The 13,849-nt window shown below is 54.0% G+C and carries 14 protein-coding genes; 6 read left to right on the forward strand and 8 right to left on the reverse strand.

Annotation, left to right across the window (positions count from 1 at the left end):
- Positions 1-86 precede the first annotated feature (86 nt).
- The 4 genes from ACK4HN_RS09060 to clpB all read right to left on the reverse strand — a co-directional run bounded on the left by ACK4HN_RS09060 (position 87) and on the right by clpB (position 5,999).
- Positions 87-968: an alpha/beta fold hydrolase gene (locus ACK4HN_RS09060; protein ID WP_409877538.1), complete on the reverse strand. Its 882-nt coding sequence runs from the start codon at positions 966-968 to the stop codon at positions 87-89.
- The gene (locus ACK4HN_RS09065; RefSeq protein ID WP_409870017.1) at positions 969-1,718 is read right to left on the reverse strand and encodes a creatininase family protein; all 750 of its coding nucleotides are present in this window, start codon (positions 1,716-1,718) and stop codon (positions 969-971) included.
- Positions 1,719-1,736: 18 nt separating this feature from the next.
- On the reverse strand, positions 1,737-2,987 hold the full coding sequence (locus ACK4HN_RS09070; RefSeq protein ID WP_409870019.1) for an MFS transporter: 1,251 nt from the start codon (positions 2,985-2,987) through the stop codon (positions 1,737-1,739).
- Between the two features lie 396 nt (positions 2,988-3,383).
- Positions 3,384-5,999, reverse strand: coding sequence for an ATP-dependent chaperone ClpB (gene clpB, locus ACK4HN_RS09075; protein ID WP_409877539.1), 2,616 nt, complete (start codon positions 5,997-5,999; stop codon positions 3,384-3,386).
- Between the two features lie 218 nt (positions 6,000-6,217).
- Here clpB and ACK4HN_RS09080 point away from each other — a divergent pair, with 218 nt between their 5' ends.
- On the forward strand, positions 6,218-6,796 hold the full coding sequence (locus ACK4HN_RS09080; RefSeq protein ID WP_409870023.1) for a photosystem I assembly protein Ycf4: 579 nt from the start codon (positions 6,218-6,220) through the stop codon (positions 6,794-6,796).
- Between the two features lie 2 nt (positions 6,797-6,798).
- Here the strand turns inward: ACK4HN_RS09080 and psbN are convergent, their stop codons facing one another.
- A complete protein-coding gene (gene psbN, locus ACK4HN_RS09085) occupies positions 6,799-6,930 on the reverse strand; it encodes a photosystem II reaction center protein PsbN (protein ID WP_409870025.1) in 132 nt (43 codons plus the stop codon).
- Positions 6,931-7,015: 85 nt separating this feature from the next.
- Here psbN and psbH point away from each other — a divergent pair, with 85 nt between their 5' ends.
- The 5 genes from psbH (at position 7,016) to ACK4HN_RS09110 (ending at position 10,306) form a co-directional block, all read left to right on the forward strand.
- The gene (gene psbH, locus ACK4HN_RS09090; RefSeq protein WP_181495330.1) at positions 7,016-7,216 is read left to right on the forward strand and encodes a photosystem II reaction center phosphoprotein PsbH; all 201 of its coding nucleotides are present in this window, start codon (positions 7,016-7,018) and stop codon (positions 7,214-7,216) included.
- 3 nt (positions 7,217-7,219) lie between these two features.
- A complete protein-coding gene (locus ACK4HN_RS09095; protein WP_409852253.1) occupies positions 7,220-7,453 on the forward strand; it encodes a TatA/E family twin arginine-targeting protein translocase in 234 nt (77 codons plus the stop codon).
- Between the two features lie 4 nt (positions 7,454-7,457).
- A complete protein-coding gene (gene pth, locus ACK4HN_RS09100; protein WP_409870027.1) occupies positions 7,458-8,075 on the forward strand; it encodes an aminoacyl-tRNA hydrolase in 618 nt (205 codons plus the stop codon).
- Between the two features lie 79 nt (positions 8,076-8,154).
- Complete coding sequence (locus ACK4HN_RS09105; RefSeq protein WP_409877540.1) at positions 8,155-9,372, forward strand: ABC transporter permease; 1,218 nt, start codon at positions 8,155-8,157, stop codon at positions 9,370-9,372.
- Between the two features lie 115 nt (positions 9,373-9,487).
- On the forward strand, positions 9,488-10,306 hold the full coding sequence (locus ACK4HN_RS09110) for a carbohydrate ABC transporter permease (protein WP_409870031.1): 819 nt from the start codon (positions 9,488-9,490) through the stop codon (positions 10,304-10,306).
- On the opposite strand, the gene ACK4HN_RS09115 is transcribed toward ACK4HN_RS09110, so the two are convergent.
- From ACK4HN_RS09115 to ACK4HN_RS09125, 3 genes are read right to left on the reverse strand one after another with little or no spacing between them, the layout of a single operon-like run.
- Entirely contained in the window at positions 10,303-11,070 is a 768-nt protein-coding gene (locus ACK4HN_RS09115; protein ID WP_409870033.1) for a potassium channel family protein, read from the reverse strand. The two genes, ACK4HN_RS09110 and ACK4HN_RS09115, sit on opposite strands and share 4 nt — an antisense overlap.
- Positions 11,067-12,116, reverse strand: coding sequence for a potassium channel family protein (locus ACK4HN_RS09120; protein ID WP_409870035.1), 1,050 nt, complete (start codon positions 12,114-12,116; stop codon positions 11,067-11,069). The genes ACK4HN_RS09115 and ACK4HN_RS09120 overlap by 4 nt, the downstream gene beginning before the upstream one ends.
- 4 nt (positions 12,117-12,120) lie before the next feature.
- On the reverse strand, positions 12,121-13,848 hold the full coding sequence (locus tag ACK4HN_RS09125; protein ID WP_409870037.1) for a succinate dehydrogenase/fumarate reductase flavoprotein subunit: 1,728 nt from the start codon (positions 13,846-13,848) through the stop codon (positions 12,121-12,123).
- Between the last annotated feature and the right edge of the window lies 1 nt (position 13,849).

A 13,849-nucleotide genomic window follows, 5' to 3' on the forward strand; every position in this document is an offset into this window, starting at 1 on the left:
CCACTACCCCAAAGTGGTGCGCTACCAAGCTGCGCTACGCCCCGCTAAGCTTTACTAGTATAACACGATTGGAGAGAACTTCCTAGCTACGGACAGACATTTTGTCCAATCCATTTGAGAATGTAGGCGTTCACCTGCTCAGGTGCTTCGTCTTGGGGACAATGGCCCACCTCTGGCAAGGCAACAAATTCCTGCACACGGGGAAATTGAGCCAGCTTCTGAGCTTCGTCAATCGGTTCCCAAGGGTCGGCGGCCCCCCAAAGGAAATAGGTGGGGCAGGTAATTTGCGGTAGCAGGTCTTCAGGGAGAGGGCCTTGGGAGTAACGGACAAAGGCCAAAAAGACATCGGCAGCCCCTTTGTCCTGGGCGGGGGTAAGCAAGATCTCAACCAGTTCGTCGGTGACGGCGGCAGGGTTGGCATAGGCTTGGTGGAGAATGCGGCGCAGCGTACGCGGTTGGGCAATCTGGCGGAAGAAGTAGGTGCCAAGGGTGCGATTCCCCAAAAGTTGCTGGAGTAGTCTAGTTCCCCAACGGCGGTACCAAGGGAGTTGCTGTCGCTTGCGCTCGTGGAGCTGACGCAAAGAGCAGTTGAGTAGGATGAGTTGACTCACCCACGCGGGTTGGAAAACAGCAGCCTGTAAGGCCACCACGCAGCCAATGGAGTTGCCAATGAGAACAGTAGGCTGACCAATGACTTCGCGGCAAAAGTCCAAAACCAAGGTTGCCCACGTCTCAAAGGTGTAGGGAACAACTGAAGGGGAGGGTTTGGCGGAACCACCAAAGCCCAGTAAATCAATGGCATAGACTGGATGGTGGGCAGCGAGGACAGGAATGTTTTTGCGCCAGTGCAAGCTGGAGGCACCAAAGCCATGGATGAGAAGGAGGGGGATGCCCTGTGTCCCTTGATGCCGATAGAGAATTGGGTAGCCTTGCCAATGCCACGTTTGAGAGGGGAGAGAGCTAGTCATCTAGTCGGCTTGGAGAAATTGACGGTAGCGATCGCTCAACTCTTGAACAGCCCGTTCATAAAACTGCTGCCCATGCTCAGGGGTAGCCAAACTGGAATCTGCCCCCATGCGACCATCGGGGTAACGGCGGCGAAAATCGGCGGCACTATAGATGGCATGATCCGTGTTGACTTCGGAATTGAGGGGCACGCGCTTAATGGCCTCTGGATAAAGAAATTGGGTCACCGCCACTTCACTGGGGGTAGCATGGGAACCCTCGCGATCGCCATACAAGTCTCGTGCCAGCTCAATGACCGACCGACACATAAACCAGTTGGCCAACTCACAGCGTACCTGATCCGCTTCGGGAACCTGTAAATCTGCCAAAACTGCATAGGTTTCCGCAAAGGCCGCTTTCAGCGTAGCAATATTGCCGCCATGACCATTGATAAAAAAGAAGCGTTGAAAGCCGCTGCGCACCAAGCTCACCAAATAGTCGCGAATCACTAGAATCAAGGTACTCGGGCGCAAGCTAATAGTGCCGGGGAAAGCCGTGTGGTGTAAGGCCATGCCCACGGAAATGGTTGGCGCCACAAGGGCATCTGTTGCCTCTCCGACCCCTTTGGCGATCGCCTCAGCACAGAGGGCATCGGTACCAATTAAGCCCATAGGACCATGCTGCTCCGTGGAGCCAATGGGAACAATCACTCCCTTAGAGGTGTTGAGATAGGCTTCGACCTCTGACCAAGTCCGCAAATGGAGTAGGGGCATTTCTCTCTCCTAAAAGTCCTAAATGGCATCCTCAAGCACGGTTCGTGTATTCCGCCATGCCCAAAGGCCAGCGATCGCCACCAAAACCCCCATTCCCACCAAGACCACTGTGAGACCCAAAAAGTCCGAGAGAATTCCGGCGATCGCCAAGGGGACACTGAGGGCAATATTGACAATGTTATTTTGAAAGCCAAAGACCTTACCCCGCATCGTGGCCGGCGTCCGCCTTTGAATCAGCGTCTGCATGGGAATGCCAATCAAAGATGCCCCCATGCCCAGTAAAATACTCAAGCCCAGCCCCAGCCACAGATGATGCACAAAGGCAAAGACCAGTAGAACGGCTGCCATCACCCAAAAGCCAATCAAGGGCAGGGGCCGATGGCGCAATTTCTCCCCCCATTGCCCCAGAATGCCTGCCCCTAAAATTAACCCCAACCCTGCGGCAGCCAAGAGAAAGCCAAACTGATTGGGACGCAGGCCAATTTCTTGGGCTAAACTTACCGCCAACACCGTCAAGGCGGCAAAGACACAATAGAGAATGGTCAACTGGAGCATGGCATTGCCTAAGAGGGGATTCTTACGGACATAGTGAAACCCCTCCTGTAGATCTTGCCAAACATTCAGGTGGCGATCGCGCCCATGAACCGCTTCTCGATAGCGAATTGAGGCTAAAACCAACCCCGCCATAACATACAGCACACCCACAACGACTTCACGGGCATAGACACCCCCTATGGCTACAGCACCACTCAGCAATGGTTCCCCAATGGCAAACCCCACCACCAACGACCCCATCATTGTTGTGATAAAGAGGGCATTGGCTGAGAGGAGATTTTCCTCCTTGACCAACAGAGGAATCGCCGCCTGCTCTGCCGGCGCAAAAAATTGAGTGAGGATGGACTCAGAAAAGGCAATCAGGAGCAACAGCGTAAACCGCTTTGGAATAAGGATGAGGGCAAAGACCAGTAGCCCCCGCAGAATGTTGGTAATACTCATTAGCTCCCGCTTGGGGTAGCGATCCACAAATGTGCCCGCCGTTGAACCAAAGAAGACTGCTGGGAGGGTGTTGGCGATCATCACCGCTGAGGCCTTCGAGCCGGGGAGTTCGTAGCTGGCATCGTAGGAAACTGCCAGTGTAATCAGCAGCACCAAAAAAACTTTGTCGGCCAGTTGGGAGATGATTTGACCGCCCCATAACTTGAGGAAATTCTTGTTCCGCATCAGAGCAGCAAACCCTTCTGGACGGGGTCTAGAACCAGAACTTACCATTGCTGTTGCTCACTGACCATGAACATAAGTTTCCTCATTACCAACCAAGTTAGGTGCGGCAGTCTGAATCCAATATACCGCCACAGGCCTGTGGGCGTTTCCCCAGTTCCTGCATTCCTTTAGGTTCTTTTCTGGCAAAGCGCTGGCTATGGCATATTGAGTTTACAGATGCCACCACAGCGGTACCCCCCCTTGATTCTGCTGGATTCAAATTTGCTGGGGATAGATGGTTGCGATATTTGCCGATCACTTCGCTGGCCTGATGACGGTACCGATGGATGGTGGCGGGACGATTGGCAAAAATTACGCTATTTGACCGAGGCGACCAAAAGATTGGCTAAAAAAAGAGGGTTGAGGGGAAAGCCCCGACCCTCCTGCATTGAGTCTCAGTTGAACCTAAACGGTTACTAGTTCGGCTTGACGCCGGAAGCTGAGGCGTTCGTTTTCGCCCACATCCACTAGAATTGTATCGCCGTCGAAGAAGTCACCCCGCAGCAGGGCTTTGGCAATGGGGGTTTCCAGTTGTTTCTGGATGGCGCGTTTTAGGGGGCGAGCCCCATAAACAGGGTCATAGCCCACTTCGGCCAAGAAGTCGATCGCTTTCTCAGTGAGGGACAGGGTAATTTGGCGATCGCTTAGGCGATCCTGCAACCGCTGCACCTGTAATTGAACAATTTGCCGCAATTGATCCTTGCGCAGGCTGTGGAAGATGATGAATTCATCCACGCGGTTGAGGAACTCTGGTCGGAAGTGGGCACGCATTGCCTCCATGACGCGGTTGTACATTTCTGTGTAGCGACTATCATCCCCCGCAACATCGAGAATGTACTGCGAACCGATATTGCTGGTCATGATGATAATCGTGTTCTTGAAGTCCACCGTGCGCCCTTGGGAATCAGTGACGCGGCCATCGTCAAGAATTTGCAGGAAGATATTGAAGACATCGGGATGGGCTTTCTCGATCTCATCGAAGAGAACGACGGCATAGGGACGGCGGCGAATTGCCTCTGTCAGTTGACCGCCTTCCTCATAGCCCACATAGCCCGGCGGCGCCCCAATCAAACGCGAGACGGCGTGTTTCTCCATATACTCGGACATGTCAATCCGCACCATGGCCTCTTCGGTGTCGAACATGAAGGCCGCCAAGGTTTTGGCCAACTCCGTTTTACCGACCCCCGTAGGACCGAGGAAGATAAAGCTGGCAATGGGACGATTGGGATCTGCTAAGCCGGCGCGAGAGCGCTGAATGGCTTCTGCGACAGCCGTTACGGCCTCGTCTTGGCCAACCACTCGCTTGTGGAGTTCTTCCTCAAGGTGCAGCAGTTTTTCCGCTTCCGAGGCCACCAACTTGGTGACGGGAATACCAGTCCACTTCGAGATAATTTCGGCAATGTCGGCCTCGGTCACCTCATCCCGCAACAGGGAACGGCCACCCACCTGAATTTCCTTGAGTTTTGCTTCGGTTTGGGCAAGCTGCTTTTGCAGTTCGATGAGTTTGCCGTACTTGAGTTCGGCAGCGCGGTTAAGGTCGTAGTTGCGCTCCGCCTGTTGGATTTCGATGTTGACTTTTTCGATGTCCTCTTTGATTGCTTGCAGGCGGTCAATGACTTCTTTTTCCGCTTGCCACTGGGCATTGAGGCGGCTTTGCTCTTCCTTGAGATCTGCTAACTCTTTTTCGAGTTTCTCAAGGCGATCGCGCGAGGCTGCCGAGGTTTCTTTTTGCAGCGAGAGCCGCTCCATCTCTAATTGCAGGATCTTGCGGTCAATCTCATCCAGTTCCTCGGGTTTCGAGGTGATTTCCATTTTTAATTTGGCTGCCGCTTCGTCCACAAGGTCAATGGCTTTGTCGGGCAAGAAGCGATCGCTAATGTAGCGGTTGGAGAGGGTGGCGGCGGCCACTAGAGCTGTGTCGGAGATTTTCACACCGTGGTGGATCTCATAGCGTTCCTTGAGACCGCGCAAAATCGAGATCGTGTCCTCGACACTGGGCTGATCCACATAGACCTGCTGGAAGCGCCGCTCTAGGGCGGCATCCTTTTCAATGTACTTGCGGTATTCATCCAAGGTGGTGGCGCCAATACAGCGCAGTTCCCCCCGTGCCAACATGGGCTTGAGCAAGTTGCCGGCATCCATGGCCCCTTGGGTGGCGCCGGCACCAACGACGGTGTGGATTTCATCAATAAAGAGAATAATTTGGCCGTTGGAGTCCGTCACCTCCTTCAAAACGGCTTTGAGGCGCTCTTCAAACTCACCGCGATACTTGGCACCAGCAATCAGGGCGCCCATATCCAAAGCAATCAACTGGCGATCGCGCAGGGAGTCAGGGACATCGCGGGCTACAATTCGTTGTGCCAAGCCTTCGGCAATGGCGGTTTTACCGACGCCAGGTTCACCAATGAGCACTGGGTTATTTTTGGTACGGCGGGAGAGAATCTGAATTACACGGCGAATTTCATCGTCGCGGCCAATGACGGGATCCAGTTTCCCTTGCCGCGCCAACAGGGTCAGATCACGGCCATATTTTTCCAAGGCTGCATACTTGCCCTCGGGGTTTTGATCCGTAACTTTTTGAGAGCCGCGGATTTGGCGAATAGCTTCCCGCAGCGCACTTTCCGTAAGACCCACCTCTTGGAACAGTTTTTTGCCAAAGCGATCGTCTTGGGCAAAGGCTAGGACTAAGTGCTCAACCGAGATAAACTCATCGCCAAACTGTTTGCGGGCCTCTTCGGCGCGATCAAGAAGTTTGTCAAGGCTCTGTCCTAGATAGACGCCACTGGGATTACTAATTTTGGGCTGACGGTGAATGAAGTCATCGGTGAAATCTCGCACTCGCTGCACCGAACAGCCCGCCTTTTGGAAAATTTGTGTGGCTAGACCCTCTTGCTCTAAGAGCGATTTCATCAGGTGTTCACTTTCGAGATTCTGATGCTGCGCCTGCTTGGCCAAATCTGGCGTGCGGGCGATCGCGGCCCATGCTTTTTCCGTAAATTGATTTGGATTGGATGGTTGCATAGCTGACCCTTTGACCCCTTTTTACACTTTTTAACTATTTATATTGTATGGATTGCAAGAAAAACGCTATTTCGGACTTCCCTACCTCAGGGGTAGGATTAACTCACCCGCCATAGTTTCAGCGTAGCTCCTAGAAACTGGATTGTGGGGAGCCTCTTTGGGAATGCACCCAATTTCTCTATAAAATGTAAGGCACTTCAACTTTGGCAACGCGAGCTATGACAAACTCCCCTGTGACTGAGCCATCCCCGCGTCAAGAGTCGGTTCTACGTTATACGGTGCTAGGATCCCGTCGCCCCAGTAATTACTTTTGGGCAAGCGTCATCTCTATTGGCGGCCTAGGCTTCTTTCTGGCGGGTCTGTCTAGCTATTTGCACCGCAATTTGCTGCCCGTTGGCAATTCGATTGATTTGGTCTTTATTCCCCAAGGCATTGCCATTGGCTTTTATGGAGTCGCAGCGCTACTGTTGGCAACGTATCTGTGGCTGGCGATCGCCTGGGATATTGGCGGTGGCTTCAATGAGTTCAACAAGGAAACGGGCTTTGTACGTATTTTCCGCTGGGGCTTCCCCGGCAAGAACCGCCAAATTGAGATCAGTTGCCCAATCAGCGATGTCCAAGCTGTCAAGATTGTCATCAAAGAGGGACTCAACCCCAAGCGCGCTCTTTACCTGAAGATTAAAGGCCGAGGTGAAGTTCCCCTGACTCGGGTGGGTACCCCGCTGCCCTTAGCAGAACTAGAGACGCAGGGAGCAACAATCGCCAGCTTTTTGGGAGTGCCCGTCGAGGGGCTGTAACGTTAATCTTCGTGATCGTCGAAGGGATCGGCTAGCTCCCTGGAGGGGGGGCCAAAGGAGAGATAGATGGAGTAACCCGTAACGCCAATGCAGACGGCAGCAAGAGCAATGCTAAGAACTGTTGCAGGTTCCATAAAAGCGTACTCAATGGGAGCAAGATATGCTTCTATAATATTACGAAACATTAAAACGCTGTTCATTTCGTTCAAAAAGGAATTTATGGCACGACGGACTTGGCTGGGTGATCTTTTGCGCCCTCTCAACTCTGAGTACGGTAAAGTTGCTCCCGGTTGGGGTACCACACCCTTGATGGCTGTCTTCATGGGGCTGTTTCTTGTTTTTCTGTTGATTATTCTAGAGATTTACAACTCGACACTCATGATTGATGGTGTTAATGTGAGTTGGACAGCCTTGGGATAATCTATGAACGTTTTTGGGATCGGTCTGCCGGAACTCATCGTCATTTTGGTAGTGGCACTGCTCATCTTTGGCCCGAAAAAGCTGCCGGAAATTGGCCGCAGCCTTGGCAAAACCAAGCGTGCCTTTGAGGAAGCCTCCCGCGAGTTCCAAGATGAAATAAAGCGGCAGACCGCTGCCCTCGAGCAGGAACCGCAGGCCAAGGCAGAGGCTGAATCGTCTCGGGAACCCTCTGCTTAGGTGCATGGCAGTTCAGCCCTGTGTGATTGTTGGTCTGGGGAACCCAGGCATAGAGTACGCTACCACTCGCCACAATATTGGCTTTCGTGTCCTTGATGCCCTTGCCGAGCGGTATGGGGTGCAGTTGACTCCGCAGCGGCGCTTTTTGGGAGAGGTGGGAGAGGCGCTGATTCATGGTCAAAAGGTACGCCTTCTCAAGCCCACTACCTACATGAATAGCTCGGGGCAATCCCTCCATGCCCTGTTAAATTTTTATAAGCTGCCCCTTGAGCGCACTCTTGTGGTCTATGACGATGCTGATTTGCCCCTAGGGCGAGTGCGTTTGCGCCTGAGTGGCTCAACGGGGGGACACAACGGGATTAAATCAATTATTCAGTATTGCCATTCGCAACAGTTTCCCCGCCTGAAGGTGGGGATTGCCTTCGGCGATCGCCTGAAGCAACAAACGGGGCCGCGCAATGCTGTGCCCTTTGTTTTGGGACATTTTTCAGCCACCGAACTGGCGATTTTACCCGCTGTGCTCGACCTTGCCGTGGATGCGATTGAGTTAAGTATTCAGTCTGGGGTGGAGGCGGCCATGAATCGCTACAACGGCAAAAGCATTCCCCTACCGCAATCGTGAACTGGAAACCTGTTTTGAAACTCTGAGGTGAAGCAGCCTCTCAAGTTAAAGTAAAGACAGTTGTTGTCAGCGCAGAATCATGGACATTACTGAAAGCGTGCGCATGGCGATCGCCACCCTGAAGGCCAATCGGCTCCGCAGTGGGCTGACAATGCTGGGGATTATTATTGGCAATGCGGCGGTGATTGCCATGGTCGGCGTCGGTCAGGGGGCACAGCGCTATGCCGCCAGTCAGTTTGAATCCTTAGGACCCAATACGCTTTTCATTGTGCCGGGGACGCCCCAAGCCCGCAACCGCACGTTTAATGTGCCACAAACCCTTGTCCTTGAGGATGCGGTGGCGATCGCTACCCAAGTCCCTACCGTCAAGGAAGTGGCGCCCCAACTCCAAGTCCAGCAACGAGTCACCTATCGTGGACGCAATACCAACGTTTTGATTGTGGGGACTAGCCCCACCTTTCTCTCGGTGCGCAGTTTTACCGTGGCGCGCGGGCGCTTTATTTCCGAGGAGGATGTGGAACGGCATCGCCGTGTGGTCATTTTGGGCGCCGATCTGGCCAAGAAGCTCTTTATCAATGACAATCCTGTGGGTCAGCAGGTGCGGATCAAGAATCTTTCCTTTGAGGTCATTGGCGTGATGGCCGAAAAGGGTGCCTTCCTTGGCAACAATCAGGATGAGGCCGCCTATATTCCCATTACCACCATGTCTTCGCGCATTGTCGGCCAGCGCTCTCCCTATGGCATTTCCCTAACCTTTATCTCGGTCTCTGCCCGCAATGAGCAAAGCATTGATGCCGCCAAGTTTCAGATTACTAACCTACTGCGGCTGCGGCACCAAATTGTGGATGAGGATGATTTTACGATTCAAACCCAGAAGGAAGCGCTGCAAATTATTGGCAATATCAGCAATGCCCTGACGTTGATGTTGGCGGCGATCGCGGGTATTTCGCTGCTGGTGGGGGGTATTGGCATTATGAACATTATGCTGGTGTCCGTGACGGAGCGTACCCAAGAAATTGGCCTGCGCAAGGCCATTGGTGCTACGCAGCGGGATATACTGGCACAGTTTATGATTGAGGCGATGATCCTGTCTGCCCTCGGTGGCCTGATAGGTACTGGCATCGGTGTCGGCGGTGTGATGCTAGTGGCGATGCTCACTCCCCTAGAGGCTGGGGTTGCCCCCGTTGCCGTGGCTCTTGCTGTCGGCGTTTCGGGCAGTATTGGTCTCTTTTTTGGGGTGGTTCCCGCTCAGCGGGCAGCGCGGCTAGATCCGATTGTTGCCCTGCGTAGTGTCTAAGAGTACGGAAATTGCCGATGGAAACAACAACCCTAGACTGGATTGCTGGCGGCCTTGCGATCGCCATTGTCATTGGCGGTCTGCTAATGATGTTTACGAATTTCTGGACACGGCGATGATCCTGCGACGGGGGTTGACCTATCTGCTATTGGGGGCGATCGCGATCGCCATGCTGCTCCCTTTGGTGTGGCTGGTCAGTACCGCCTTCAAGTCCGCCAATGAAGATATTTTTGCCTTTCCGCCCCGCTGGTTGCCTGCCGAGCCGACCCTAGCAAATTTTGTAACTGTTTGGCAAACGCATCCCTTTGGCCAGTACCTGTTTAACAGTACGCTGGTGGCGGTTCTCACGGTGGCCTGCAATCTCCTAACCTCTGCCTTGGCCGCCTATCCCTTGGCACGGCTGTCCTTTCGGGGGCGGGAGGTCATCTTTACGGCCATTTTGGCCACGATCATGATTCCCTTTCAAATCCTGATGATTCCCCTGTTTATTCTGGCGGTGCACTTGGGGCTGCGGAATACCTATCTGGGGGTTATTCTGCCGAGTTTAGCCTCTGCCTTTGGCATCTTTCTCTTGCGCCAAGCCTTTATGGGGGTGCCCAAGGAACTGGAGGAAGCAGCTCGCCTCGACGGCTGCTCAGAACTGGGGGTGTGGTGGTTTGTGATGCTGCCGGCCATTCGCCCGGCGTTGGTTACCTTGGGCATTTTTGCGTTTATCGGCGCTTGGAGTGATTTTCTCTGGCCCCTGCTGGTCTTGGATCAGCCCGAACTTTATACCCTGCCCATTGGGGTCATGACCTTGGCGGGGACGTTTTCTTTGGATTGGCGACTCATTGCCGCTGGCTCAGTGATTTCTATGGTGCCGGTGTTCCTTGTGTTTATTTTCTTGCAGCGGTACATTATCCCCTCCCAAACAGGTGCTGGCCTCAAGGGCTAGTTTCTTAGGCCGCGATAGCGAATCGGCTGGCGCTGGGCATATTGCTGCAAAAAGGCTTTTATTTCCGCTGCTCGCCCTAGGGCAATTACTGTATCCCCTACCCCTAGGCGCAGGGTTAAGGGGGGATGAGTTACCAATTCTCCATTGTGATGGCGGACAGCCACAATAATAAATTGCCCTCGCCCCTTGGCCTCGACCTCGGCGATCGCTAACCCCACCAGCGAGGACTCCAAGGGCAGCGTAAACTCCTCAATCTGAAGATCAAGCTGACTGAGGAGTTCAATTAAGTGACTGCGCTCCTCCTTTTCCTCAAGAAAATCCAACACGGTGGGGCGAGTAATGAGCTGCACCATGCGGTGGGCGCTGATACTGGAGGGCAGCACCACATGATCGGCGCCGGCAAAGCGCAGTTTGGACTCTGTGGTTGGCAATTCACCATAGGCCAAGATTTGCAAGTTGGGATTGAGGCGACGGGCAATCAGGGTGATAAAGACATTACTGGCATCATCGGCCAAAACCGCCACCAGCGTGCGCGCGCGATCTACCCCCACCGCCAACAGTTCATTTTCATCCATGAGATCGTCGCCGTGATAGAAAAGATGTCCAGATTGCTGCGCTAGGCGCAATCGCTGCCGCTGGTTATCAATCACCACAAAGGGGATTTGGGCTTCGGCCAAGTTTATCGCTAAGGTGCGACCAAGGGAACCATAGCCGCAAATAATCACGTGATCCTTGAGGTCAGCAAGAGAAGAGGGGGGTGTCATTGGGAGTAGCGGAAGCGGGAGCCATATTTGCGGATGAGCTTCGGGGTATCTTGAGCATGACCCAAGAGGATTAATGTATCCCCCACTTCCACAAGGGGGTTGGCGCGAGTCGGGAATAACTGGCCATCGCTCTTGCGCAGGCCGACAATGATAAACGCCCCTTGGCCACGTACCTCCAGTCCTGTCAAGCGCGTACCCACATAGGGATAATCGGGGGTAATCTCCAGTTCCTCAAGGCGGGCATCAATGTGGCTGAGAAGTTCGTTGAGGGTGTCGCGATCGCCCGTTTGTTCGAGGAAATCAATGCGTGGCCGCCGAATCAGATTCGTCATTTGGCTGGCACCAATTTTGGTCGGCAAGACGATGTGATCTGCCCCTGCCATGCGTAGCTTTGATTCCGTGGCGGCTAAATTCGCCCGTGCCACAATCAGCAGGCTCGGATTCATAGATCGCGCTGTCAGCGTAATAAAGACATTGATTGTGTCATTGGGCAGCACTGTCGCAAGAGCGATCGCCCGATCAATGCCCACCACCTGTAGCGTTTCCTCCTCCGCTGCACTGCCCAAATAGGCCAAATAGCCCAACTGGAGCGCTAAATCAATGCGCTGCTCATTGACATCCAAAATCACAAAGGGGGTTTTTAATGCGGATAGCTCCTGAGCCATCACCTGACCAATGCGGCCAAAACCACAGACAATGACATGGCGGTTGAGTTTGCTGATGTCACGGCTTGCCCGCTGCATATCGAGCAGGCGTTTGATCTCCCCTTCGGTAAACAGTTGCACCACCGCACCAATGGTATAAACCGTGGCAGCGCTGCCGGCCACGATGATCATCATGTTGAAGAAGCGCTGGGCGGGGGTCACAAGGGGGCGCACTTCGCTATAGCCAATGCCAAAGACGGTGATCACATACATGTAGAGGGCATCGAGCCAGTTCCAGCCAAAGCTGGTGTAGCCCACCACCGCCACTAAGGTGAGCAGGACAAAAAGGGTGATGCCAATAAGAAAACGGTTGAGGGCAGGGGTCGCAGGTAACCGTCGCATGGCTTTAATACTTGCGCTCTTGGGGGGGAAACATGGTGATAGTGACGGGCAGATAGTTAATCCTAATACCGTCGTTGTGGTAGGTAGCTAGGGTGTGGCCTAGGAAGTTGACATCATCCCGCTGCGGATAATCCTCGCGGAAGTGGGCACCGCGACTCTCTTGGCGGGCAAGGGCACTGGCTAAAATCACTTCACCAACAACCAGCAGGTTGGCTAGTTCAAGAGCTTCAACCAGTTCTGTATTCCAATAGCGCTGGCGATCGTCGAGGCGAATCCGTGCGTAGGCAGCCTTCAGCCGTTGCAATTCCGCTAGCCCCCGCTGCATTAAGTCAGCGGTACGAAACACCCCGCAGTATTGGGTCATGCAATCCTGTACCTGCTGCCGCAGTTGGGCAATGCGCAGATCTCCTGCTTGGCTAAAGAGCTGTTGAATTTGTTGCTCTGCGGCTTGGAGGTAGGGTTGGGGATCAAATTGAGGGCGGGGTAGGCTCGGTAAGTCCTTGGCGATCGCGGCACCGGTGCGGCGGCCATAGACCACACATTCTAGAAGGGAATTACTGCCCAAGCGATTGGCGCCGTGGACTGAGACACAGGCACACTCACCCGCAGCATAAAATCCCGTCACGATCTCTGTCGCATTGAGCCGCACTTGACCGTTGACCGTTACAGGAATGCCCCCCATCGAGTAGTGCACCGTGGGACGTACAGGAATGGGCTGCACCACTGCATCCACGCCGGCCAAGCGATGGGCTTCCTCCCAACAAAAGGGGATGCGACTCATAATTTTTTCGCGACCCAGATGGCGGACATCGAGATAGACAAAAGGTCCCCCAGCAGAACCATCAGGGTGAATCCCTCGTCCTTCGCGAATTTCGATGGCGATCGCCCGTGAGGTAATATCACGGGGTGCCAGTTCCATGCGAGTGGGGGCATAGCGGGCCATAAAGCGTTCGCCTGCGGCATTGATGAGATAAGCCCCTTCGCCGCGCACCGCCTCAGAGATCAAGACCCCCGCTGGATACAAGCCCGTGGGGTGAAATTGGACAAACTCCATATCCTCGAGGGGTAGGCCTGCGCGTGCCGTCATTGCTAAGCCATCGCCTGTAGAAGCGAAATCATTGGAGGTGGTATTAAAGACACGGCCATAGCCCCCTGTGGCAAAGAGAATGGCGGGTGCCCGCAGAATCTCCAATTGACCCGTTTCAAGGTGGTAGGCAACAACCCCCTTGGCCTGCTGATCCTCCACAATCAGCCGTAGCACATACCACTCGCTAAAAAAGGTGACGTTGTACTTGAGGAGATTGCAGTAGAGTTCGTGGAGAATGGCATGACCGGTTTTGTCCGCTGCATAGCAGGTGCGGCGGTACGTGTGACCGCCAAAGGGACGTTGGGCAATGCGGCCATCGGGCAGTCGTGAAAAGAGCACCCCCAAGTGCTCAAGGTCAATCACCACCTCTGGGGCTTCCTGGGCAAGAATCGCCACCGCATCCTGATCCGCGAGAAAGTCTGACCCCTTGACCGTATCAAAGGCATGGCTCTCCCAAGAGTCTTCGCTGTCCACATTTTTGAGGGTGGCGGCAATCCCCCCTTGGGCAGCCACGGAATGGGAACGAATGGGATGGGTTTTGGCCACAAGGGCAATGGGGGTCTGGGGAGCAAGGCGGCAAATTTCCAACGCTGCACGACAGCCGGCTAGGCCGCCGCCTACAATCACAACGGCAAAGTCTTGCATT

It is taken from the genome of Thermosynechococcus sp., from assembly GCF_046299655.1.
Lineage (GTDB): Bacteria > Cyanobacteriota > Cyanobacteriia > Thermosynechococcales > Thermosynechococcaceae > Thermosynechococcus.

What these genes read in the sequence shown, in the direction of transcription:
- ACK4HN_RS09060 (WP_409877538.1), bottom strand. Translation starts at nt 968, where the DNA reads ATGACTAGCTCTCTCCCCTCTCAAACGTGGCATTGGCAAGGCTACCCA.
- ACK4HN_RS09065 (WP_409870017.1), bottom strand. Translation starts at nt 1,718, where the DNA reads ATGCCCCTACTCCATTTGCGGACTTGGTCAGAGGTCGAAGCCTATCTC.
- ACK4HN_RS09070 (WP_409870019.1), bottom strand. Translation starts at nt 2,987, where the DNA reads ATGGTAAGTTCTGGTTCTAGACCCCGTCCAGAAGGGTTTGCTGCTCTG.
- clpB (WP_409877539.1), bottom strand. Translation starts at nt 5,999, where the DNA reads ATGCAACCATCCAATCCAAATCAATTTACGGAAAAAGCATGGGCCGCG.
- ACK4HN_RS09080 (WP_409870023.1), top strand. Translation starts at nt 6,218, where the DNA reads ATGACAAACTCCCCTGTGACTGAGCCATCCCCGCGTCAAGAGTCGGTT.
- psbN (WP_409870025.1), bottom strand. Translation starts at nt 6,930, where the DNA reads ATGGAACCTGCAACAGTTCTTAGCATTGCTCTTGCTGCCGTCTGCATT.
- psbH (WP_181495330.1), top strand. Translation starts at nt 7,016, where the DNA reads ATGGCACGACGGACTTGGCTGGGTGATCTTTTGCGCCCTCTCAACTCT.
- ACK4HN_RS09095 (WP_409852253.1), top strand. Translation starts at nt 7,220, where the DNA reads ATGAACGTTTTTGGGATCGGTCTGCCGGAACTCATCGTCATTTTGGTA.
- pth (WP_409870027.1), top strand. Translation starts at nt 7,458, where the DNA reads ATGGCAGTTCAGCCCTGTGTGATTGTTGGTCTGGGGAACCCAGGCATA.
- ACK4HN_RS09105 (WP_409877540.1), top strand. Translation starts at nt 8,155, where the DNA reads ATGGACATTACTGAAAGCGTGCGCATGGCGATCGCCACCCTGAAGGCC.
- ACK4HN_RS09110 (WP_409870031.1), top strand. Translation starts at nt 9,488, where the DNA reads ATGATCCTGCGACGGGGGTTGACCTATCTGCTATTGGGGGCGATCGCG.
- ACK4HN_RS09115 (WP_409870033.1), bottom strand. Translation starts at nt 11,070, where the DNA reads ATGACACCCCCCTCTTCTCTTGCTGACCTCAAGGATCACGTGATTATT.
- ACK4HN_RS09120 (WP_409870035.1), bottom strand. Translation starts at nt 12,116, where the DNA reads ATGCGACGGTTACCTGCGACCCCTGCCCTCAACCGTTTTCTTATTGGC.
- ACK4HN_RS09125 (WP_409870037.1), bottom strand. Translation starts at nt 13,848, where the DNA reads ATGCAAGACTTTGCCGTTGTGATTGTAGGCGGCGGCCTAGCCGGCTGT.